The 20,461-nt window shown below is 64.2% G+C and carries 18 protein-coding genes and 2 pseudogenes; 10 read left to right on the plus strand and 10 right to left on the minus strand.

The window, feature by feature from the left end:
- Positions 1 to 3: 3 nt before the first annotated feature.
- The 5 genes from EKE94_RS09525 to EKE94_RS09545 all read right to left on the minus strand — a co-directional run bounded on the left by EKE94_RS09525 (position 4) and on the right by EKE94_RS09545 (position 4,522).
- Complete coding sequence (locus EKE94_RS09525) at positions 4 to 861, minus strand: branched-chain amino acid ABC transporter permease (RefSeq protein ID WP_127906390.1); 858 nt, start codon at positions 859 to 861, stop codon at positions 4 to 6.
- On the minus strand, positions 848 to 1,570 hold the full coding sequence (locus EKE94_RS09530; protein ID WP_127906391.1) for an ABC transporter ATP-binding protein: 723 nt from the start codon (positions 1,568 to 1,570) through the stop codon (positions 848 to 850). The genes EKE94_RS09525 and EKE94_RS09530 overlap by 14 nt, the downstream gene beginning before the upstream one ends.
- Positions 1,567 to 2,280, minus strand: a complete 714-nt coding sequence (locus tag EKE94_RS09535) for an ABC transporter ATP-binding protein (RefSeq protein ID WP_127906392.1) — start codon at positions 2,278 to 2,280, stop codon at positions 1,567 to 1,569. The genes EKE94_RS09530 and EKE94_RS09535 overlap by 4 nt, the downstream gene beginning before the upstream one ends.
- A 34-nt stretch (positions 2,281 to 2,314) precedes the next feature.
- On the minus strand, positions 2,315 to 3,616 hold the full coding sequence (locus EKE94_RS09540; RefSeq protein ID WP_127906393.1) for an ABC transporter substrate-binding protein: 1,302 nt from the start codon (positions 3,614 to 3,616) through the stop codon (positions 2,315 to 2,317).
- Positions 3,617 to 3,712: 96 nt separating this feature from the next.
- Entirely contained in the window at positions 3,713 to 4,522 is an 810-nt protein-coding gene (locus EKE94_RS09545) for an SDR family NAD(P)-dependent oxidoreductase (RefSeq protein WP_127906394.1), read from the minus strand.
- A 375-nt stretch (positions 4,523 to 4,897) separates the two neighbouring features.
- On the opposite strand from EKE94_RS09545, the gene EKE94_RS09550 reads away from it, so the two are divergent.
- The 3 genes from EKE94_RS09550 (at position 4,898) to EKE94_RS09560 (ending at position 7,621) form a co-directional block, all read left to right on the plus strand.
- Positions 4,898 to 6,352 (plus strand): XylR N-terminal domain-containing protein, encoded by a 1,455-nt coding sequence (locus EKE94_RS09550; RefSeq protein ID WP_164870876.1) that lies wholly within the window; start codon positions 4,898 to 4,900, stop codon positions 6,350 to 6,352.
- Positions 6,353 to 6,545: 193 nt separating this feature from the next.
- Positions 6,546 to 7,058, plus strand: coding sequence for a 2,4'-dihydroxyacetophenone dioxygenase family protein (locus tag EKE94_RS09555; RefSeq protein ID WP_127906396.1), 513 nt, complete (start codon positions 6,546 to 6,548; stop codon positions 7,056 to 7,058).
- Between the two features lie 185 nt (positions 7,059 to 7,243).
- Positions 7,244 to 7,621, plus strand: a complete 378-nt coding sequence (locus EKE94_RS09560) for a nuclear transport factor 2 family protein (RefSeq protein WP_164870877.1) — start codon at positions 7,244 to 7,246, stop codon at positions 7,619 to 7,621.
- A gap of 121 nt (positions 7,622 to 7,742) precedes the next feature.
- Here the strand turns inward: EKE94_RS09560 and EKE94_RS09565 are convergent, their stop codons facing one another.
- The 5 genes and pseudogenes from EKE94_RS09565 to EKE94_RS09585 all read right to left on the minus strand — a co-directional run bounded on the left by EKE94_RS09565 (position 7,743) and on the right by EKE94_RS09585 (position 12,776).
- On the minus strand, positions 7,743 to 8,924 hold the full coding sequence (locus EKE94_RS09565; protein ID WP_127906398.1) for a hypothetical protein: 1,182 nt from the start codon (positions 8,922 to 8,924) through the stop codon (positions 7,743 to 7,745).
- 496 nt (positions 8,925 to 9,420) lie between these two features.
- Complete coding sequence (locus tag EKE94_RS09570) at positions 9,421 to 10,017, minus strand: LysE family translocator (protein WP_127906399.1); 597 nt, start codon at positions 10,015 to 10,017, stop codon at positions 9,421 to 9,423.
- The gene (locus EKE94_RS09575; RefSeq protein ID WP_127906400.1) at positions 10,017 to 10,418 is read right to left on the minus strand and encodes a DUF2000 domain-containing protein; all 402 of its coding nucleotides are present in this window, start codon (positions 10,416 to 10,418) and stop codon (positions 10,017 to 10,019) included. The genes EKE94_RS09570 and EKE94_RS09575 overlap by 1 nt, the downstream gene beginning before the upstream one ends.
- Positions 10,419 to 10,485: 67 nt before the next feature.
- Positions 10,486 to 11,292 carry an AraC family transcriptional regulator gene (locus tag EKE94_RS09580; protein ID WP_127906401.1) on the minus strand — a complete coding sequence of 269 codons (807 nt, stop codon included), beginning with the start codon at positions 11,290 to 11,292 and terminating at the stop codon, positions 10,486 to 10,488.
- Positions 11,293 to 11,701: 409 nt separating this feature from the next.
- A pseudogene (locus EKE94_RS09585) lies at positions 11,702 to 12,776 on the minus strand (IS3 family transposase).
- Positions 12,777 to 12,975: 199 nt separating this feature from the next.
- Between EKE94_RS09585 and EKE94_RS09590 the strand changes: the two are divergent.
- The 7 genes and pseudogenes from EKE94_RS09590 to EKE94_RS19225 all read left to right on the plus strand — a co-directional run.
- A complete protein-coding gene (locus tag EKE94_RS09590) occupies positions 12,976 to 13,860 on the plus strand; it encodes a substrate-binding domain-containing protein (RefSeq protein WP_127906402.1) in 885 nt (294 codons plus the stop codon).
- A gap of 154 nt (positions 13,861 to 14,014) precedes the next feature.
- Positions 14,015 to 15,520, plus strand: coding sequence for a sugar ABC transporter ATP-binding protein (locus tag EKE94_RS09595; RefSeq protein WP_127906403.1), 1,506 nt, complete (start codon positions 14,015 to 14,017; stop codon positions 15,518 to 15,520).
- Positions 15,517 to 16,491, plus strand: a complete 975-nt coding sequence (locus EKE94_RS09600) for an ABC transporter permease (protein ID WP_206615052.1) — start codon at positions 15,517 to 15,519, stop codon at positions 16,489 to 16,491. The genes EKE94_RS09595 and EKE94_RS09600 overlap by 4 nt, the downstream gene beginning before the upstream one ends.
- A 4-nt stretch (positions 16,492 to 16,495) precedes the next feature.
- Positions 16,496 to 17,440: a tagatose kinase gene (locus tag EKE94_RS09605; RefSeq protein ID WP_127906404.1), complete on the plus strand. Its 945-nt coding sequence runs from the start codon at positions 16,496 to 16,498 to the stop codon at positions 17,438 to 17,440.
- Between the two features lie 4 nt (positions 17,441 to 17,444).
- Complete coding sequence (locus tag EKE94_RS09610; protein WP_127906405.1) at positions 17,445 to 18,722, plus strand: D-tagatose-bisphosphate aldolase, class II, non-catalytic subunit; 1,278 nt, start codon at positions 17,445 to 17,447, stop codon at positions 18,720 to 18,722.
- A gap of 37 nt (positions 18,723 to 18,759) precedes the next feature.
- Positions 18,760 to 19,794 (plus strand): LacI family DNA-binding transcriptional regulator, encoded by a 1,035-nt coding sequence (locus EKE94_RS09615; protein WP_206615053.1) that lies wholly within the window; start codon positions 18,760 to 18,762, stop codon positions 19,792 to 19,794.
- Between the two features lie 240 nt (positions 19,795 to 20,034).
- A pseudogene (locus EKE94_RS19225) lies at positions 20,035 to 20,358 on the plus strand (hypothetical protein); the annotation flags it as partial.
- Positions 20,359 to 20,461 lie beyond the last annotated feature (103 nt).

The following is a 20,461-nucleotide window of genomic DNA, read 5'->3' on the forward strand; positions in this document are numbered from 1 at the left end:
GGTTCAATTCCTTCCGAAGATGCCCTGTGGCCGCACCGCGAGGACCAGAAGGAAGACGAGGTGACCGGCAAGGATGCCGAAGCCGGGGTCGATACGGAATCCGATGGACTGGCTGATCCCCAGGACCATCGCCCCCAGAAACGCCCCCCAGACCGACCCCATGCCGCCGATGATGACGGCCTCGAAAGCATAGATCAGCTGTGCCGCCCCATCCGCTGGCGCGACGGTCGACCGCAATCCCTGGAACACGGCGGCAAAGCCCAGCACGCCCACGGCTATGGCCGTGGCCAGGGCATAGACCGTCTTGGGGTTCACGCCGGTCATGGCCGCAGCCTCCACATCGGCGGCCGAGGCGCGAAGAGCGCGCCCGAACCGCGTATGGGACATGAGTTGCGACAGGCCGCCGGTCAGACAGATGGCAGCGACCAGCACGATGACCGGCAGCACGCCGATATAGATCGATCCGATCTGCCAGCTGGCCTGTTCGATGCCCCCGCCCGGCAGCGAGCGTGTGTCGGCGGACCAGACCTGCAGCATGGCGTTCTGCAAGGCCACCGACAGGCCGAAGGTCGCGATGAGCGAGGGCAACGGATCTTCGCTGACCACCTTGTTGAGCACGGCACGCTGCAGCAGCCAGCCGATGGCGGCGGCGAGCGGCACGAGCAGGACCAGAACCATCCACGGACCAATACCCAACGCCGAGGACAGGGATATGCCGATCAGCGCCAGCAGGATCATCAGATCGCCGTGGGTCAGGTTGACGATCCGCATCACGCCGAACATCAGCGCCATGCCAAGCGCGTATTGCGCGTAGAGCCCGCCCAGCAGCACCCCCTGGATCAAACCGTCAAGCCACTGCATCGCTACCTCCGAAATACGCGGCCGCGATCTGGTCGCGGCTGATCTCGCCGGAGCGACCGGTCAGGGTGATCCGTCCCTCCAGCATGCAATAGAGCCGGTCGGACGCCTGCTTCGCCAGGCTCACATCCTGTTCGACCAGCACCACCGCCGTTCCCGCTTCGGAGATCTCCGGCATGATTTCGTAGATTTCGCGGATCACGCGCGGGGCGAGGCCGAGAGAGATCTCGTCGCACAGCAAAAGGCGCGGCTGGTTCAGAAGCGCCCGCCCGATGGAGACCATCTGTTGCTGGCCGCCCGACAGGCGCTGGGCCGGCTCGCGCCGTTTCTCCTTGAGGATCGGGAACAGTGAAAACACCCGGTCCAGCGTCCATGTCCCGTCGCGGCCCGAGGCGTTGTCGATGGCGACGCGCAGGTTTTCCTCGACCGTCATGCCCGCGAACAGGCGCCGACCCTCGGGCACGATGGCCACGCCGCCCGACACGATCCTGTGCGGCGGCTCGCCGCCCACGGGCCTGCCATCGAGCTGGATCATCTCGGGCTTCACGCGGATAAGGCCCATGATCGAGCGCAGGAAGGTGGACTTGCCAGCACCATTGGCCCCGATCAGCGCCACGGTCTCGCCGGGGGCAATCTCGACATCGACTCCGAAAAGAGCCTGGAAATCGCCGTAGAAGGCCGTCAGGCCCTTGGTGGACAGGATAGGCGTCATGCGTCGATCCCCATGTAAACTCGTTGCACCTCGGGGTCGTCCATCACCGCGCGGGGTGGCCCTTCGGCGATGAGTTCGCCGAAGTTCAGCACAATCATGCGCGAGGCGACCGACATGACGGCGTGCAGCACGTGTTCGATCCACACGATGGTGACCCCGCGGTCGCGCACCCGTCGGATCAGCTCCACCAGCTCGCGGCTTTCCTCGTTGGTCAGCCCGCCCGCGATCTCGTCGAGCAGCAGCAACCTGGGCCCCGGTGCAAGGGCGCGGGCCAGCTCCAGCCGCTTGCGGTTCAGCAGGGTCAGCTTGCCCGCTTCGGTATTGGCATGCTGGATCAGGTCGCAATCGCGCAGCACGGCAGCGCAGCGCGCGTATGTCTCGCCCTCGCGGCTGCGCCCGGCGAAGGCGGCCGAGACAAGCAGGTTCTCGAAGGTGGTCATCTTGGCGAAGGGCATGGGGATCTGGTAGGTCCGCCCGATCCCCATCTGCGCCCGCCGATAGGGCGGATCGGCGTTCAGCACATTGCCGTTGAACCGCATTGTGCCTGCCGTGGGCGCATGGTCGCCCGAGATCAGGTTGAAGAGCGTCGTCTTGCCCGCGCCGTTCGGGCCCAGCACGCCCAGGACTTCGCCCGCATCGACGGAGAAATCCAGGTCGTGCAGGACGCGGTTGGCACCGAAGGACTTGCCCAGTCCTTCGGCCGCCAACATCGGCGCGGCGGACCTGTTTGGCGCCTCACTCATCTCAGTTCGACCAGTCGAGCAGCTTCATCTCGGCCTCGGGCTCGAACAGCGCGTTCACACTGTTGTCGACGATCTTGAGGTCGAACGGATAGTCCTCTCCCTTGACCCACTGCCCGCCGAAGATCGCGGTGGTCGAAACGTTCGGGTGCGGCCCGGTCGAAAAGTTCACCGGCCCGACCAGCGTGGTCATGTCGGTGGCCGCCAGCGCGTCGCGGATCGCGGCCCGGTCGAGCGGATCGGAGGACCGCTTGAGCGTGTCGAGCGCGATTTCCCAGATCGCATGGCTGTAGCCCAGGGGCTGGGTCCATTGCTGGCCGGTCTCGGCCTCCCACGCGTCGGCCACGTCGCGGCTGGTCTCGCCGGTCATCGTGCTTTCGAACTCGAACGCCGGGGTCCACCAGACCTCGGACGACATGCCGTCGCCCAGATCGCCCATCGCCTCTATCCCCGAGGGGAACAGCAATGCCGCGGCCACGGTGATCGCCTTCGGCTCGAACCCCTGCTGCTTGGCCTGGTTCACGAAGGTCTTGAGGTCGTCGACGTAGGTGATGCCGCCGACGATATCAACGCCCTCGGACTTGAACTGCGCGATCTGCGCCGTGAAGTCGTTGGTCCGTGGCTGGAAGAACCCCGGCAGCACAACCTCGTAGCCCGCTTCCATCGTCGGTGCCGGCAGGCCGTACTCCATGTTGCCCCAGGTTTCGCCATCGGCGTTCTGCGGAAACAGCATGCCGACCTTCTTGTTGGTCTCGATGCTGTCCCAGAGCCCGACGAAGGTGTTGAGCGCCTCGTCGAGCCCCCAGAAGAAGTGATAGGTCCAGTTGAACGGCTGGTCGCCGCCGCCGCGCGGGAAGATGATCGCCTGCCAGGGCGCGCCGGTGGACAGGCACGGGCATTCGAACAGCTCGGCCTGGTCGGCGGCGGGGTTGATCGTGTCGGTGGTGGTCGCCGGGATCAGCAGGTGCACCCCTTCGTTCAGGATCAGGTCGGCGGCGACCTCGGCCGACCGGTTCGGGTCGGACTGGCTGTCGCGCACGATGATCTCGACGTCATAGCGCTGACCGTTGACCTCCAGCCCGTCGGCCAGCCGCTCCTGCACGCGGGCGACGGTGAACTCGTCGGTCGCGCCGAAGAGCGCGAGCGGCCCGGTCAGGGGCGTCAGGAAACCGATCCTGATCGTGCCCGCCGATTGCGCCCGCAGCGCGCCGGGCAGAGTGAAGCTTGCCACCCCGGCGCCGAATCCTGCCAGCACCGCGCGGCGCGATGCGGTCCAGCGTCCGTCGTTGCGTCTGGTCTTGGTCATTTTTCGTCCTCCTCCCACTGGGGCGTCTGCCCCGTTTCAAACCCGGGCGCGCACCCCTCCTCGATGCCCGCGCGGGTCCCTGTCCGAAGCGGCCGGTCAGCTGATCCGAAGCCGCGATCCTCCGTCGATGTTGATCTGCGCGCCGGTCACGTAGGACGAGCAGGGCGAGGCCAGATAGAGCGCCAGTCCCTTGATATCCTCGAGGGTGCCGATCCGCCCGATGAGCGACTGCGCCTCGAACGCGGCACGATCCTCGGGATTGTTGAGGCGCCCCCCGGCGATGTTGGTCATGAAGGGGCCCGGGTTGATGCAATTGACCAGGATGCCGAAGGCCCCCAGCTCCATCGCCATGTTGCGCACGAAGTGATCGACCCCCGCCTTGGCGGCCATGTAGGGCACCCCCACGATCGCCTCGTTGATCTGGGACGCCACCGACGAGGTGACCACGATCCGCCCACCCTGCGCGGCCTTCATGTGGATCGCCGCCAGTTTCAACGTGTTGTAGACGCCGGTCAGGTTGACCTCGACCACCCGGTCCCATCTGTCGTCGCCGAAATTCTCGATCTGTCCGTCGGGGTTGCGATGGCCCTCGGGGTCCAGGAACCCGGGGCCTGCGTCGATCCCGGCATTGGCGAAGACGACGTCGATCGCGCCGTGCCGCTCCATCACCGTGTCGAAGGCCGCCGCCAGCCCGGGCCGGTCCGTGACGTCGGCGACCTGCCCCCAGGTCTGGCCGCCGATCTCCTTCACCGTTCTGTCGATCCCCGCGGAATCGACGTCGAGGATGCACACGCGGGCCCCATGCTCGGCCAGGACCTCGGCGTATCCGCGGCCGATCCCGCTTGCCCCACCGGTGACGATGACCGATTTCCCGGCCACGTCGAACATCTTCTTCAGATCGGCCATGCATGTCCTCCGCCGACCCGTGGATGCAGCAAATCGCCGTGCCCCGGGGCAGTCTTGTCGTTTCACTTGTCGTGCTGGAACAGCACCCTCCCTGCCGGCCGCCCTATCGCTCTCCCCAAGGGCGGGCCGACACTGCAAGCTTAGCGACACGCATCCGTTTCCTGTCAAACGGGGTTCTGCGCCTCGACCCGTCCAAAGTGGCGCAAGAACCTGGAAACTAACGAATTTATTGAGGGTTTGCCTCGCTTGCAGTCACATCCTATGCTTGATGAGTACATCATATGATCACTTTCGTGCGCTATTTGGTAAAAAGAGGTCCACGTGAAGCTTCCCGTCCAAAGCGAACCCTTCACCGAGCGCGGGGGAAACCCCTCGGTGCGGGAGCTTCTGTCGCTCGTGGATTTCAATCCACTCAAGGGCATTATCGAGCTCAACGGCGCCCGGATCATCATGCAGCGTGCCAATGTGGGCCATGTCATGCGCCGCGAACTGCGGGCGACCCTCGGCGAAGAGGAAACGCGCGTATTCCTGATGCGGCAAGGCTACCTGACCGGCCGGTCAGACGCGCTATTCGTGCGCGAGAACTGGCCTAACCTGAACATAGGCGACGCCTTCACGGCCGGCACGCGCCTGCATACCTTCACCGGGACCGTCCGGGTTGAAACGGTGCATAACGACTTCGACTTCAAGACCAAGCGGTTTTCGGGCGAGTTCATCTGGCACGACAGCGTCGAGGCCGAACAGATCGCCAGGGACGGGCTGCGCAGCTCGGCGCCGTGCTGCTGGACCCTTGTGGGCTATGCCTCGGGGTATGCCACCGCCTTCTTCGGCAAGCCGATCCTCTATCAGGAAAAGTCCTGCATTGCCCAAGGCAAACCCCATTGCAGGGTTGTCGGCAAGCCACTCGAAGAATGGAAACCGGACGACCCGGCCGTGGTTCGGTTCCGCGATCGCGTCCTCGCGCGCGAGCCGTCAAAAGCCGCCGCGGGCGACACCCGTTCCACCCCGTCCTCGCCATCCGATCCGATAGCGGAGCCGGTTCGCGAGGCTCTGACCCTACGACTTAGCGCGGGATTGCCCTGCCTCCTGTCCGGCCCGCCGGACAGCGGACGCCGGCAGGTGCTGGAAGCGGCAGTGCAGACCGGTGCATCGACAAGCCTTGTCTGGTGGGACGGCGCGGACCTGACGCCCGAGGCGGTGCAGGGTGACGCGGCCGCGGGCCCTGGGCCGCTTCTGATCGACGGGCCGGAACGTTGCCGGCCCGAGGTTCAGACACTCCTCGCCCGGGGCCACGTGCCGTTCCATGGCGTGACGACCCTGTCCGCCGACAGATTGCGAACCGACTGGCGAATCTCGTCGGAATTTCTCAACCTCATGGCCGTCGGGGTGGTCGCGATGCCGGCGTTTACCCAGCGGGACGCAAGCAACCGGATCGATGTGGTGACCGGACTGGCGACCGCAGTCGCATCCCGGATCTCACGCCCCATCGCGCCCGACGCCATCGCCACGCTGGCCACGGCCCCTCGGGTCACCGGCCTGTCGCAGATCACCGGCATCCTCCGACTGCACGCCCTTACGGGATGCGACGTCGAGACGGCGATCTCGACCCTTGCCCGGCCCAACCCCGATCCCGGTACCGATCCGCGCTTGGCCGCCTGGATCGACGACGCGCTGGCCCATGGCACCCTTGATCTTGGCGCGCTCGAACGCCGCATCCGGGATGCGGCCCTTGCACAGGAGTCCGGAAACCTGGCCGCCGCGGCCCGCCGCCTGGGCCTCACCCGTGCGCAACTGGCCTACCGACTGAAGGTTGATACAGAAAGAGATTGACCATTTGAGAATGCGAATTTCTCAAAACATCATGGCGGCAAATATCGTGACCGACGCGGCTGTCTCGCTAGCCACCTGACACAAAAGGAAAATCCAGGTTTCCCCTGAACTTGCGGCGGACGGTTTTTGACCTGCCGGCGGCGCGGCAGGCATAGTTTCGACCTGTGTTACGCACATAAGGGAGAGAGGCACCATGAACGTCGAGAAGAAGATCACCCAACTGCCACCCGAACCTCATCAGGCGATGATCGACCGTTACGGGCGCGAAGGCGGATATATCCCCGGCGACGATCGCAACCCTTGGGTTCCGTTCGGAGAATTTGCCGCAATCAAGCATTTCTCGTTCGATGTTCGCACGAATACCGCCGCCAATATCCTGTGGGTCAAGGGTGGCGGGCGCATCGGCACCCACAAGCACCACGGCGTCGTCAGCGCGATCACGCTCGAAGGGTCGTGGGGCTATTACGAATACGACTGGATTTCGAAGCCTGGCGATTTCGTCTACGAGCTGCCCGGCGCAGCCCATACGCTTTATTCCGACGACCCCAACGGCATGAAGGCGATGTTCTGGCTGAACGGGCCGATCGACTTCTACGACGACAATGCCAACTTCGAGTTCACGGCCGACGTGTTCTGGTTCATTGAGCATTATACCAAGTATTGTGAGGCGAACGGCCTCGAGATCGATCAGAACATGTTCGTCTGAGGTCATCCCGGCGCGCCGTTTCGAACGGCGCGCCAGACAGATGCAGTAAACCGGTTGGCAACTCTGACCCCATGACGCGGTGATCGGCTGCGGATGCCTGCTGTGCGGACGAAGCTGTCGTTCAAATGCCATCGCGCGGGTTCATAGGCGTACGGCCAAGGACGACGCGAAGGAGCACCAACGGTATGACGTCGCTGCCGGACGTGATCGAAACCTACATCGACGCCTATAACCGCAAGGACGTGGATGGCATGATGGCGTGTCTATCTGACAAAGTCGTCTTCCAGAACATTGCTGATGGTCAAATCACGGCTGAAGCAGCTGGCAGGGAAACCTTTCGCGAAATGGCAGAATTTGGTGCATCAGCGTTCGAAAGGCGACGTCAGACTGTCACGAACACGGTGACAGTCGTCGACACGACGCTGATCGAAGTCGATTATTCTGCGGTCGTAGCCAAGGATCTACCCAATGGATGGAAAGCTGGGCAGGAACTTGTTTTCTCTGGAGCTTCGGCTTTTCGTATCGAGGACGGAATGATCGCAAGCATTATTGACGAAAGCTGAGAGTGTAGAAGGGCTCCTTTCGGCCGCCTGCTGCACGATGTTCGAGTGGCCGCCCCGGCTTGGCGTAAGATTTCACACTCTCCTGCAAATGCCCCCCTATCCGTTGATCTTCGGGCTTGCGTCAGCCGGGACTTGATGACGCGCCACCGGAGAGCACCCAGTCGCTGATCCGCTTCTTGTCCGCCTGTTTGCGCCCGCAATAAACATCCATGGCGTCGGTGTCGTAGACCAAGCCATGCACGTCCGACAGGCGGCGGAGCCAGGACGGGAACGACCTGAGCCCGTCAATCGGCGGAATCCCGTCCTTTCCCAAGCCGGTCTTCCCGGGGAAATGGGAGTAGCTGACCTTGGTGGAATGCCGAAGCTGCACCCTCCATTCGGGGCGGTGGGAGGGATTTATCTCAAGGCTCAGGCTGAGGGGGTTGAACCAGTCGTGCCCACTATCCTTCTCAGGCAGGCGCACCACGATGTCCCAGTCCCTGCTTTCGGCGATGTCGAGCCCGAGCTCACGGGCCAGAGCCATCGCCTCGCCCGCCTCCTCCTGGGCCGCCTGCTGGGCAGCCAGCTTGTCGAAGAGTGCCCGGCAGGTGCTGTCTTCGGGGCCGATATCGCCCATCACCGCCTCAAGCGTACTGTGCAGGATCGCCAGAAAGTCCCGCTGCCGAGGCGTGTCCGGTGGTACGTCCGAGAGATCGCGGCAGAGCCCTGTCCGGGTTTCAGGCGCGAGGGCGACAATCAGCATCATGGCCCAGAATGTCAGGTCGGTCAGTTTGAAGCTTTCGCCCTCGGGGGCGGGCAGGCCCAGGTAATCGGCGTGGCGCAGCACCTCGAGCAGGCGAGGCGCCTCGGGTGTGAAAGAGCGGAACCTCTCAAGCTTCGCGCGTTGCGCGGGAAGGTTGATGTATCTGCCGCACTGGGTCAGGGTCTTGAGTCGGGCCTTCAACTCTTTCGCGCTATCCAGGCCACCCGCGGGCAAGGCGCCTTCCGCGTCGAAGCCGAAAAGATAAAGTCCCACCAGTCTTGGAAAAGGCAGTGGACCGGGACCGGTCATGTGGGGCACCAGCTGCCTGTATCCTTCGATCAGCAGGGGGATCTCGCCCTGAGCCACCGCGGGCGCGATATGGGTGCGTCGAAGGTAAAGTCGATAGAACGCGATGCGCTCATCCGACTCGAGAACCCGCGCGAGTTTTGTCGCGATCGGCCTGATACGATTGTGGTTCATCGTCCAGAATTTTGGCTTCGTGTCTTTGCCTTCATCGGCAATGAAAGTACGCGCCAGCGTGGCAGGATCTGTCGACGACATGGGCGGGGCCTTTCGGTTCGGGTCGGCAGAGTTTGCGATTGTACCTCGATGATGTCCATCCATGCGGCCCGCGACAGAGGCTCTGGAAGCGCCGGCGCGGCCGGACGCGAATGCCCGCGTGGCGCATCGACAATGCCCGGCCCCGATATCGCGGATCGCCATCGGTTTAGGCCTGCAATGTCCAGCGTTTGATCTGGCCCGGCTTCAAGCGGACGCCCCCTATCGCCCCCATGCGTCATGGGAGGCCGAGACGCGGCCCTTGCGGCGCAGATGAAGAATTCTCCTCGCGGCCTTCGTCCAGAACCTCCGCAAACTGGCCAAGGTACTTGCCGCAACGCAGCAAGCGCGCAACGCCTCACGGAAAGCACTTCACGGCCCATTGCCGTCACCCTGCAGACTGGTCTCCGCTGCAGCGCGGCTTCCCTGTGCCGGCCCTTCTTGCATCGCGCAGCATTGTCCGACCGACCGATGTCCGCAGCGCGGACAAAGCGGACAGTTAGGGCACGGCTTGCACCAGCATCCACGCCACCGACAAAGCGAGGATCAGCGCCATGATGCCGTTGAACACTCGCATCTGGCTTTGGCCGATCCGAGATCCGCCCCATGCCCAAGCTGCCAGGGAGAACCAGCAGATCGCACCAAACAGGATGGTGAAAACGGCCATTCCGGTGAAGCGGTCCTCCAGTGGCAGCACGAAGGTCGAGATTGATGAGAACACCGCAAGCCAGGCTTTCGGGTTAAGCCCCTGCACCACGACCCCGGACCAGAAGCCGGGAACCCTGGCGTCACTGTCCGCAGGGTGTCCGCCACCGCCACGAAGCAGCCCGCATGCCATCCACAAAAGATAGGCAGAACCAGCAAGGGTCATCGGCCATGCGAACGCCAAGACCCACTCGGCTCCGATCAGCATCCCGCTTCCGACAATCACAAGCAGCGCGAGGAAGCTGGCGGTCGCACCGCTTACGAAGCGCAGAGCCCGCGGCGCTCCATGCGTCGCACCCGTCATTGCGCCGATGATATTGACCGGCCCCGGCGTCGCCGAGGACGCCAGCGCAAAGCCGCACATGGCCAACAGCGTCTCCAGAGACGGCATCAGCGCAACAACGGAAGGCTACCGCAGATCCGGTCTACAGCCTTTCGAGGCCCGTCCAGCAGGATTGCCAGCGGCGCGTGATCCGCCAGCGGCGCAGCAGCGATGCGCGCGGAATAATCCGCATAGTCGCGGGCCTCGAAGGCCGCGCGCATGTAAGCCAGCCGCACCGGAAGGTCAGATGCAGCGGCAAACAGCCTCGGCAGGTCGGCCGCCGAGGCACCGAGCACCGGGAGCGCAACCCTCGTGATCCCGCCCAGCACCTGACCGTCTTTCGTGGTGGTGTTGGCACCGACCAGCTCGGGGCGCAGTTGCCCCAGGCTCATGCCCAGGACGGCGGCGAAATTGGCCTTTAGGCCGGTGGGCAGGGTTTCGTCCAAGATGAGAACGGGTTTCTGTGACATGGCTTTATCCTTTTCGGGACCTGCCATGTCACACTGGTTGCCTGGTAGGATTGGACGAAATTGACCTTCAGTGCCGGATCAGAGCGCCCGGCGTCACACCGTAATGGCGACGGAACTGCCGGATCAGATGCGCCTGATCGCAGAACCCGGCAGCAATGGCTGCCTCGGCGGCAGGCGTGCCGTCCAGCAGCAGGCGACGCGCCAGATCGACGCGCGCCCGCAGCACATGGCCATGCGGTGTCAGGCCCGTGGCCCGGGTGGTGCTGCGGATCAGGTAGGACGGATTTAATCCAACCTGCTCGGCCAGATCGGACAGGCTCAGGCTCTCGCCCTCCGCGACGCCGGCCTCGATCCGCTCCAGCAGGGTGCGAATGGCGGCGGGTTCGCGACCCGACTGCCGCAATTCGGCACCGCCGTAATGGGCGAAAGCCTGTGCCAGTACCGCATGCACAGCCTCTTCAGCCTCCAGTCGGCCAGCATATTCTGTCGGATTATTGAGGCACCGCGACAACCGCGCCAGCGCCCTCGTCAGCCTCAACCCTCGATCCAGCGGAGCGATCTCGGCAAAGCCCCGCAAGTCACGCAGACCGAGCACCGCGCGCGCCGCCGTCTCCGAAGCATAGAGCATATTGTATCGCACACGACCTGCAGCTGCGCGGCCGGTATGGGGTTCATCGGGGTTCATAAGCGACAGCGACCCGGCGGGCAGCACCATGCTTTCACCCCGGCATTGGTATCCGCCCGCGCCCTCTTTGATCGCACCGATGGCAAAGCCTTCATGAGAGTGGCGGGCGAAAGTCTGATTGCTGAATGAGGCTTCAAAAAGTTCGATGCCATGAAACCAGCCCAGATGGTGATAGCGATTGCGCTGCATAGAGACGCTCTATAGTCGGTCCACCTCACCGCGAAAGGCCTCTTTGGCCTCTTCGCGTCGATGCTTCCCTGCAGTCGATAGAGAGTTTTTTCAGTGATACGGTGATCGCGGGCGTCGCGATCGCTGATCCAAAGGACAGCCGCGCCTCTGCTTCGCTCTGGCGCAGCTGACGATCTTTCATTTCTTCTTTCCGCCTGCCATCGGCCCGGCGATCCGAACACGGGCTCCGGTGGCGCTGCGCGGTGTCGAAAGGACAGCAATGCGGACAGAGCTGCCGTCTGACGGCTGCTGAATGCTCGTACCGATTGGTTGATGTCCCACTGTAGGATCAAAGGTTTGAACCGCGCCGGGTCTGCCGGAGGCTGTTTTTCGCTGTTTGCGCAGCGACGGCATCGGCTTCCAAAGCTGCTTAGTATCCTTCTTCGGCTTCGGCGGGCGGGATGTTCCCGATGGGCCAGAGCAGGCGGCGGGTATTGAAACAGCCGACCCATTCGAGCGTCGCGTATTCGACGGCCATGAAACTGCGCCAAGGGCCGCGGCGATGGATAACTTCCAACTTGAACAGGCCTTTGATGGTCTCTGCGAAAGCGTTCTGCGCCTTCGAACGATCCCCCGGAATCGGACCGGCTTGAACTCATAGCGGTCTCCGACGGCCGCCGAGCAACGCCATCGGTCCGCGTGACGATGGCGTCGACAGATGGCTCGAGACCGGGCTCGCGCAGACGCTCGGAATACTTGATGGACAGGTATTGAAATCCGCGATCCGGGCGACGGACAAGTCCCATGCCCCTCGCCGGCCGGCGCTCATGGACAGCCTGCTCCAGCGCATCGAGAACGAACCCCGCATGGGCCAACTTGCTTACCCGCCAGCCCACAATCCGTCTGGCGTAAGCGTCGATGACGAAAGCGACATAAGCGAAGCCTTTCCAAGTGGCCACGTAGGTTAAGTCGTCGCCCATTGCGCTCGGACCGATGGCGCCACAATGGGCAACCCCACAGCATGTTGGGCGCGGGCACGCGGAACTGCCGATTTACCTTGTCGAGTGGACATGGCCCCCTCTTGTCCGGCACCGTCGTGCGATGTGGCTTGCCGCGAATGATGCCCTGAAGACCCATGTCTTTCATCAGCCTGGCCACCGTGCTGCGCGCGACAGCGATCCCTTCGCGTCCGAACTGCCGCCAGACCCTGCGGACACCGTAGACCTGACAGTTCCCGGCGAACACGCGGTGGATCTCGTTCGTCGGGGAAACGCCCCCCCAGACGTTTTCCTGACCCTCCTCACCCTGGCGCAGATCGCGGATCTCCCACTCAAGCGCGCTGCCCGCTGTCCACCTCGGCCTTCTTGACCCGACTGTTCAAGGTGTTCGCGGCCACCGAGGCGATCGCCTGCCAGCGTGATCCATGCTGACCCGGATTGTCGGGGACCACGCGGACCGCACGCTCGCGGGCCTCAGGGGGAGAATTTGTTCGTTGTCTTGCTCATGATGGCTCCAGCCTACTCAAGGGTTGGCGCATCCGGCAGACCCGGCGCGGTTCACATCACCTCGCGAGACATTACGCCACGCGCCCAAGTTTGTTTACATGACGAAACTTTTACCTTACTTGAGTATATGCTTTGGAGGAACCTGCTGGCCGATTGCCGGGGCGTCGCACCGAAGCAGCATCAAAGGGAGGACAGCCTTATGAAGAAATTGACCACGACAATTCTCGCATCCGCCACGCTCATGCTTGCCGCGGGCGGTGCCTGGGCCGATGGCATTGGCGCATCGCTGCTGACGCAGCAGCACCCCTTCTACATCGAGATCGCCAAGGCGATGGAAGCCGAGGCCGAGGCAAAGGATGTGCCGCTCGAGATTTCGATCGCCAACCAGGACCTCTCCAAGCAGCTCGCCGATGTCGAGGATTTCATCGTCAAAGGCGTCGACGTCCTGGTGATCTCGCCTGTCGACAGCCAAGGCGCGCTGCCAGCGATCATGAAGGCCAAGGCTGCCGGCATCAAGGTCATCACCGTCGACGTGCCCGCGCAAGACGTCGATGTCGCCTCCTACATCGGCACCGACAACTATGCCGGTGGCGTCAAAGCTGCCGAGCTGATGGCCGAAGAGCTTGGCGGCTCCGGCAAGGTTGCGATCATCGACTACCCGACGGTGCAGTCGGTGGTGGCGCGGATCGACGGCTTCCGGAAGGGGCTCGAAGATTTCCCCGACGTTGAAATTGTGGCCCAGCAGACCGGCATCACCCGCGCCGAGGCTTTGGCCGCCGCGCAGAACATGCTGCAGGCCAACCCCGACATCGACGGGATCTTCGGCTTTGGGGATGACGCCGCGCTGGCCGCGGCCGTAGCGGTGAAATCGGCGGGCCTGCAGGAGCAGGTCAAGGTGATCGGCTTCGACGGCATGGAAGAGGCGCGCAACGCGGTCGACAGCGATCCCGTCATGGTCGGCGTGGTCCAGCAGTTTCCCGACCAGATGGGCAAGATGGCCGTCGACACCGCGCTTGAACTTATGGGGGGCGCCGAAGTGCCGGCCGAGCAGCCGATCGTGCCGGGCGTCTACACGGGCCAGTAAGTGCATCGGCCCGGTCTGTCCGAACCTCGCGTTCGGACCAGCGTCTCGGGTCGCGTTCGACGGGCCAACGACCAGGGCCTGCGCGTCGCTACATCGGGCTGCCCTGCTTGGCAGGGTGGCCCCTTTACCCACATTCCCTGGAAAGGATGACGGAATGGCCGAGGCCGACATCGTCCTGCACATGACCGGGGTCCGCAAGACCTTCGGACCGGTCGTGGCGCTCAGCAACATGGATCTGACGGTGCGTGCGGGCCGCGTGCATACCATCCTCGGCGAAAACGGCGCCGGGAAGTCCACGCTTATGAAGATCCTCGCGGGTGTGCAGCTACCCTCTGCCGGCGAGATCACTTTGGATGGCGCCCCCTTTTATCCCGTCACCCCGCAGGAGGCGGCTGCACGCGGGCTGGCCATCGTTTTTCAGGAACTCAGCCTGTGCAACAACCTCTCTGTGGCGGCGAATATCCTCGCCACCCGTGAACCGACGCGCATGGGGTTCATTTCAGACCGCAAGGTTACCGCACGGGCCCGCGCTCTGGTCCACGAGCTGGGGCTTCCGATCGACGTGACCGCGCAGGTGGGCGATCTGTCCATCGCGCAGCGCCAACTGGTCGAGATCGCCAAGGGACTTAGCCACGACGCAAAGGTGGTGATCTTCGACGAGCCGACGTCCTCGCTGTCCGACAACGAGGCCGAAATCCTGTTCGGCATCATCGAACGTCTCAAGGCACACGGGAAGGCGGTGATCTACATCTCGCACCGCATGGAAGAGATCATGCGCCTGTCCGACGACATCACGGTTGTACGTGACGGGGAATACGTCGACACCGTTGCACGCGAAGACACCACAATCGACGCGCTGATCGCCATGATGGTGGGGCGCGAAATGGCCGAGATCTACCCACCGCGCATCGGGGACGTTCCCGATACGCAGGCGACCCCTGCGCTGCGCGTGACGGGTCTGACCCAGACCGGCGCTTTCGAAGATATCTCCTTCGAGGTGCGGCAAGGCGAGATCCTCGGGTTCTTCGGGCTCATCGGCTCGGGGCGCTCCGAGGTCATGAACGCTCTGTTCGGTACCAGTATGGCACGCGGCACCGTCGAGATCGACGGCGAGCCGGTCACCATCCGCTCGGCCGCCGAGGCCATCGAGCATGGCATCGGGTTTGTCACCGAGAACCGCAAGGAACAGGGGCTGGTGCTCTCGCACGCGCTCAGGCCCAATGTGTCCATGGCTGCGCTGCCGCGTTTTTCCGTGCGCGGCTTCGTACGGAGCCGGGCCGAGCGGCGCGAGGCGCTCTCCGAGGTCGAACGACTTGGCATCCGCACCAACTCCATCGAGACCGTCACCGGCACCCTGTCGGGCGGCAACCAGCAAAAGGTCGTTCTGGCCAAGTGGCTGGCCACCCGGCCGCGCATCCTGATCCTCGATGAGCCCACGCGCGGCGTCGACGTCGGCGCCAAGTTCGAAATCTACCGCATCATTCGCCAGCTCGCGTCCGAGGGGACCGCCATCCTCATGGTGTCGTCGGAACTGCCCGAGGTGCTCGGGCTGTCCGACCGCGTGCTGATCATGTCCGAAGGCCGGGTCAGCCAGACCGCGCCGCGCGACACGCTGACACCCGAAAGGGTGATGACCTTTGCAACGGGACACGTCCAATGACCGAAACCGCGCACATGACCTCTAACCGACAGGCCTACCTTCGCACGATGATGCGCCAATATGCCGGCATCGTGCTGTCGCTGGTGGCGCTGTGCGTCTTCTTCTCGCTGACCAACGACCGGTTCCTGTCGGTGGCCAACTTCACCAATATCTTTCAGCAGGTCGCGGTGATCGCCATCACCGCATTTGGCATGACATGGGTCATCCTTCTGGGCGAGATCGACCTGTCGGTGGGTTCGATCATCGCCGTGGCGGGCATGGTCGGCGCGCAGATCATCGGGCTGGGCTGGGGCTTTGCCCCGGCGCTGATGCTGACGCTGGCGGCGGGGGCGGCCATGGGGCTGTTCAACGGCGTGATGACCGCCAAGCTCCTGCTGCCCTCCTTCATCGTGACCGTGGCCACCATGAGCATCTTCCGTGGCCTCGTGAGCCTGCCCACCGGTGGTGCGCCCGCGATGAACATGGACCCCACGTGGATCGCAATCGGGGCAAACAGCTTCCTCGGTGTACCGATCATCATCTGGGTCGTGCTGGTGCTGTTCGTGGTCAACCACGTGGCTCTGGCGCACACCACCTTCGGGCGCAAGACCTACCTGACCGGCGGCAACCGCGAGGCGGCGCTGTATTCGGGGATCAATGTCGACGCCATGAAGATCCGCATCTTCATGATCTCGGGCCTGATGGCGGCCATCTCGGGGATCCTGCTGTCCTCCCGCCTCTACTCGGCCCAGACCAACGCCGGGATGAGCTATGAGCTGGACGCCATCGCGGCGGCCGTTCTGGGCGGGACTTCCCTGTCCGGCGGCGTGGGTACGATGGTCGGAACGCTGATCGGCGCGCTGATCATCGGGGTGCTGAACAACGGCATGAACATGCTTTCGGTGCCGTACTTCTATCAGCTGATCGTGAAGGGGCTGGTGATCCTGATTGCCGTCTACCTCGACGTGCGCTCCAAACAGCGGCAGGGCTGAAGCGATGAGCAAGCTACTGACCGTGGGCGAGGTCCTTGTGGAGATCGTCGCGACCACGCGCGGCGACGGCTTTCGCGAAGCGCAGCCGCTGATCGGCCCCTTCCCCTCGGGCGCGCCGGCGATCTTCGTCGATCAGGTCGGCAAGCTGGGCACCCCCTGCGCGATCCTCTCGCGCGTCGGCGACGATGACTTCGGCCGTGTCACCCTCGACCGGCTTATCGCCGACGGGGTCGATGTCTCAGGCATCGAGATCGCGCCGGGCGAGAGTACAGGCTCGGCTTTCGTGCGGTACCGCGAGGACGGGTCGCGCGCCTTTGTCTACAACATCACGCACGCCGCCTGCGGACGGATCGATTCCACGCCGGGCGGCAACGCGCTGATCGAAACCTGCGACCACATGCATATCATGGGCACGGCGCTGTCGGCGCCCGGTCTGGCCCGCCGCGCCGGCGAGGCGATCGAGCGGATCAAGGCGCGCGGTGGCACGCTGAGTTTCGATCCCAACCTGCGCCCCGAGATGCTCGGCGCGCCCGGGCTGCGCGACGCGCTTGAGCGGGTGCTCGAGCAGACCGATCTTTTCCTGCCCTCCGGAGAGGAGATCTTTCTCTTCACAAAGGCCCAGGACGAGGCCGGGGCGGTTGCCGAACTGCTGGCCCGCGGCATCGGCGAGATCGTCATCAAGCGCGGCTCGGGTGGCGCAAGCCATTTCAACGCCAAGGGGCGAACCGACGTGGCCCCGATCCCTGTTGAGGAAATCGATCCCACCGGCGCCGGCGACAGCTTCGGCGGCGCCTTCGTCAGCTTCTGGCTGGCCGGTGCGCAGCCCCAAACTGCGCTGGCCTACGCCAACGCCGCCGGCGCCCGCGCCGTGACCCGTCTCGGGCCGATGGAGGGAACCTCGAGCCGGGCAGAGCTCGACGCCATGCTGGCCTCTCACCTTGAAGGATGAAGACATGACCAACCCGCTGCACGACATTGCCGCTTGGCGCGACCGCGCGGGCCCCTCGGGCATCCCTTCGGTCTGTTCGGCCAATGCCTTGGTGCTTGAGGCCGCCATGTCCGCGACGCTGCCGACCGCGCTGCCGCTGCTGATCGAGGCGACCTGCAATCAGGTCAACCAGGACGGCGGCTATACCGGCATGACCCCCGCCGATTTCCGCGCCTTCGTCGAGAAGATCGCCGCGAGCCTGTCGTTTCCGCTCGACCGTTTGATCTTTGGCGGCGACCACCTCGGGCCCAACCCCTGGAAATCGCTGCCCGCGGCAAAGGCGATGGACAAGGCCGAGGAGATGATCCACGCTTTTTCCGCCGCCGGCTTCACCAAGCTGCATCTCGACTGTTCGATGGGCTGCTCCGGCGAGCCGGTGGCACTGGATGACGACACCACCGCCGCGCGAGCCGCCCGTCTTGCGACCGCAGCCGAGGCGGCAAGACCCGGCGGCGACATCCCCGCGCCCGTCTACATCATCGGTACCGAGGTGCCGATCCCCGGCGGCGCGATGGAAGAGCTGGGCGAACTGGAACTCACCGCCCCCGCTGCCGCACGCACGACCGTGGAGGTGCATCGCGAGGCCTTCGCCGCCGCTGGCCAGACCGATGCCTTCGGGCGGGTCATCGCCGCCGTGGTTCAGCCCGGGGTCGAGTTCGGCAACCACAACGTCATCGACTACGACAGTGCCAAGGCGCAACCCCTCTCGGGCGTGCTGGCCGACCTGCCCGGGCTTGTCTTCGAGGCGCATTCCACCGACTACCAGCGGCAGCACAACCTCGCGGCGCTGGTGCAGGACGGGTTCGCCATCCTCAAGGTCGGCCCGGGCCTCACCTTCGCGCTGCGCGAGGCGCTCTACGGCCTCGATGCCATCGCCGAAGAACTGCATCCGAACGCCCGCCCGCATGGCTTGCGCGAGACCATGGAAGCGGTGATGCTGGCCGCGCCAGAGAATTGGGACCGCTACTACGAGGGCAGTGACGGCGAACGCGCGCTGCAGCGTCACTTCAGCTACTCGGACCGGATCCGCTACTACTGGCCCCAACCCGAGGCACGCGCCGCGCTTGACGCGCTTTTCGATCTGCTTGGCGACGAAGTGATCCCTGAAACGCTGATCGGTCAGTATCTTGGCGCACGCTATGACGCTGTGCGCGGCGGCCGGCTGTCCCCGCAGGCGAGGGCGCTTGCGCTTGCTTCGGTCGAGTCCGTCATGCAGGATTACATCTCGGCCTGCGGCGGCTGAGCGCAGCATTCCCGACGACAGAGGAGCCCCGCGCCGCATGGTGACCCCGCGAAACCCGCGACAGATCAGGACGATGGAGGATTTCTCGGCCTATGTCGGGCTTTCGCGGCCGACCGTCTCGAAGTTCTTCAATGACCCCAGTTCCGTGCGCGACAGCACGCGGACCAAGATCGAGGCCGCGCTGGCCCAGAGCGGCTTTCGCCCCAATCTCTTCGCGGTCAACCTCAAGCGGCGGCGCAGCAATATTCTCGGGATCCTCATCCCGAACTCGATCGACCCGTTCTACATGGAGCTCACGCGGTCGGTCGAGAAGCTGGCGCTCGAGGCCGGGTTCTTCGCCTTCATGCTTTCGAGCAATGGCAGCCAAGAGCTGGAAGGCACCGCTCTCGACCGTCTGCAGTCGATGAACGTGGCCGGGCTCATCGTGGTGCCGACCGGGGCAGAGGCCTCGAACGACAGGCTCTCCGACCTCGAACGCGAGCTGCCCTTAGTCTATGTCGACAGCCCCCCAGACCACGAGTGCATCTTCGTCGGAACCGACAACGCGCAGAGCATGGGCCTGATGGTCGACCACCTTTGCCGCTCGGGCGAGCCGCCTTGCTACCTCGGAATGCCCGAGGTCAACCGCAATGCCATCGATCGCCGCGAGGGCTATGCTGCCGCGATGCGCCGTGCGGGCCAGGAGCCGGTGTTGCTGCCGATACCTGATCAACAGACGTGGGATTTCGAGCGCTTTGGCCACGAGGCAGCGACGGCGCTCATCCGCTCGGGCCTGCCGAGCGACACGCTGCTCTGCGCCAACGACCGGGTCGCGCTCGGTGCGCAGCTCGCGGCCTGGGAGGCACGTCTGAAGGTCGGACGCGGTCCTGATGACGATTTGCGCATCGCCGGTCACGACGACCACCCACAGGCGCGCTATGCCTGCCCGCCCTTGACCACTGTAGCCCAGAACTATGGCGAGATGGCTCGTCTCGCGATGACAGAACTACTCGGACGGCTTGACGAGGACCCCGTCAGCGCCCCCTCTCGCATCCTGCTGCGCGCCGAACTGAAGCTACGCGCCTCGGCCTGAATTCTGACGACATGCGCCCGCGCCAAGGTGGTCTGCTTGGGCGTTGTCGGGAACAGGCTGATGTAGGAGCCATCTCGTATTTTAGAGTGGTAGCTGGAACTGCATAAGCAGACCCCTTCCGTCGAGCCTCAAGTTCGCGAATGGCCATGACCTGCCACGGGTTTCTTCCTCCGCCGTCGATTGGAGCCCGCCCCCCCTTGAGGACGGACAGTAAAGCGCGCGAGATTCACGGACGAGCAGATTATCGGCATCCTCGGCGAACACGGTCGACGTATACGTCGGCGGTTCGAAGCGCGCTGACCCTTGCCGCAGTTCAAGCGTCAAGCGAACGGTCCGGCGGACCGTTCGTAGCGTAGAACGGCACGTCGGTTGGCACCTTCTACAACCGGCAGGCCAAGTTCGGCGGCATGACGGTATCGGAGGCCAGGCGGCTGAAGACGCTCGAGGATGAGAGTTCGGCATGAGGCCGCCATCGGTCCGAAGCCCATGCCGGACAAGCTAAAGAAGCTTCTGGCCGAGCCGATGCTGGGCTTGGTTGCGATGAAGCAGCTGGTTTCAAAAAAGTGGTGACGATGATCCGGCAGCGTTGCCGGGACGAAGGATCGAAGATGACAAGACGGCCGAGATGGAGCAAGAGCCCTGTTTTCAAGGCGAAGGTCTCGCCGGC

Origin of the sequence: Mesobaculum littorinae, assembly GCF_004011175.1 — a bacterium.
GTDB lineage: Bacteria > Pseudomonadota > Alphaproteobacteria > Rhodobacterales > Rhodobacteraceae > Tranquillimonas > Tranquillimonas littorinae.

Bases quoted from the DNA above. Each gene is read 5' to 3' on its own strand.
- EKE94_RS09525 (WP_127906390.1), bottom strand. From the start codon at position 861: ATGCAGTGGCTTGACGGTTTGATCCAGGGGGTGCTGCTGGGCGGGCTC.
- EKE94_RS09530 (WP_127906391.1), bottom strand. From the start codon at position 1,570: ATGACGCCTATCCTGTCCACCAAGGGCCTGACGGCCTTCTACGGCGAT.
- EKE94_RS09535 (WP_127906392.1), bottom strand. From the start codon at position 2,280: ATGTTGGCGGCCGAAGGACTGGGCAAGTCCTTCGGTGCCAACCGCGTC.
- EKE94_RS09540 (WP_127906393.1), bottom strand. From the start codon at position 3,616: ATGACCAAGACCAGACGCAACGACGGACGCTGGACCGCATCGCGCCGC.
- EKE94_RS09545 (WP_127906394.1), bottom strand. From the start codon at position 4,522: ATGGCCGATCTGAAGAAGATGTTCGACGTGGCCGGGAAATCGGTCATC.
- EKE94_RS09555 (WP_127906396.1), top strand. From the start codon at position 6,546: ATGAACGTCGAGAAGAAGATCACCCAACTGCCACCCGAACCTCATCAG.
- EKE94_RS09560 (WP_164870877.1), top strand. From the start codon at position 7,244: ATGACGTCGCTGCCGGACGTGATCGAAACCTACATCGACGCCTATAAC.
- EKE94_RS09565 (WP_127906398.1), bottom strand. From the start codon at position 8,924: ATGTCGTCGACAGATCCTGCCACGCTGGCGCGTACTTTCATTGCCGAT.
- EKE94_RS09570 (WP_127906399.1), bottom strand. From the start codon at position 10,017: ATGCCGTCTCTGGAGACGCTGTTGGCCATGTGCGGCTTTGCGCTGGCG.
- EKE94_RS09575 (WP_127906400.1), bottom strand. From the start codon at position 10,418: ATGTCACAGAAACCCGTTCTCATCTTGGACGAAACCCTGCCCACCGGC.
- EKE94_RS09580 (WP_127906401.1), bottom strand. From the start codon at position 11,292: ATGCAGCGCAATCGCTATCACCATCTGGGCTGGTTTCATGGCATCGAA.
- EKE94_RS09590 (WP_127906402.1), top strand. From the start codon at position 12,976: ATGAAGAAATTGACCACGACAATTCTCGCATCCGCCACGCTCATGCTT.
- EKE94_RS09595 (WP_127906403.1), top strand. From the start codon at position 14,015: ATGGCCGAGGCCGACATCGTCCTGCACATGACCGGGGTCCGCAAGACC.
- EKE94_RS09600 (WP_206615052.1), top strand. From the start codon at position 15,517: ATGACCGAAACCGCGCACATGACCTCTAACCGACAGGCCTACCTTCGC.
- EKE94_RS09605 (WP_127906404.1), top strand. From the start codon at position 16,496: ATGAGCAAGCTACTGACCGTGGGCGAGGTCCTTGTGGAGATCGTCGCG.
- EKE94_RS09610 (WP_127906405.1), top strand. From the start codon at position 17,445: ATGACCAACCCGCTGCACGACATTGCCGCTTGGCGCGACCGCGCGGGC.
- EKE94_RS09615 (WP_206615053.1), top strand. From the start codon at position 18,760: ATGGTGACCCCGCGAAACCCGCGACAGATCAGGACGATGGAGGATTTC.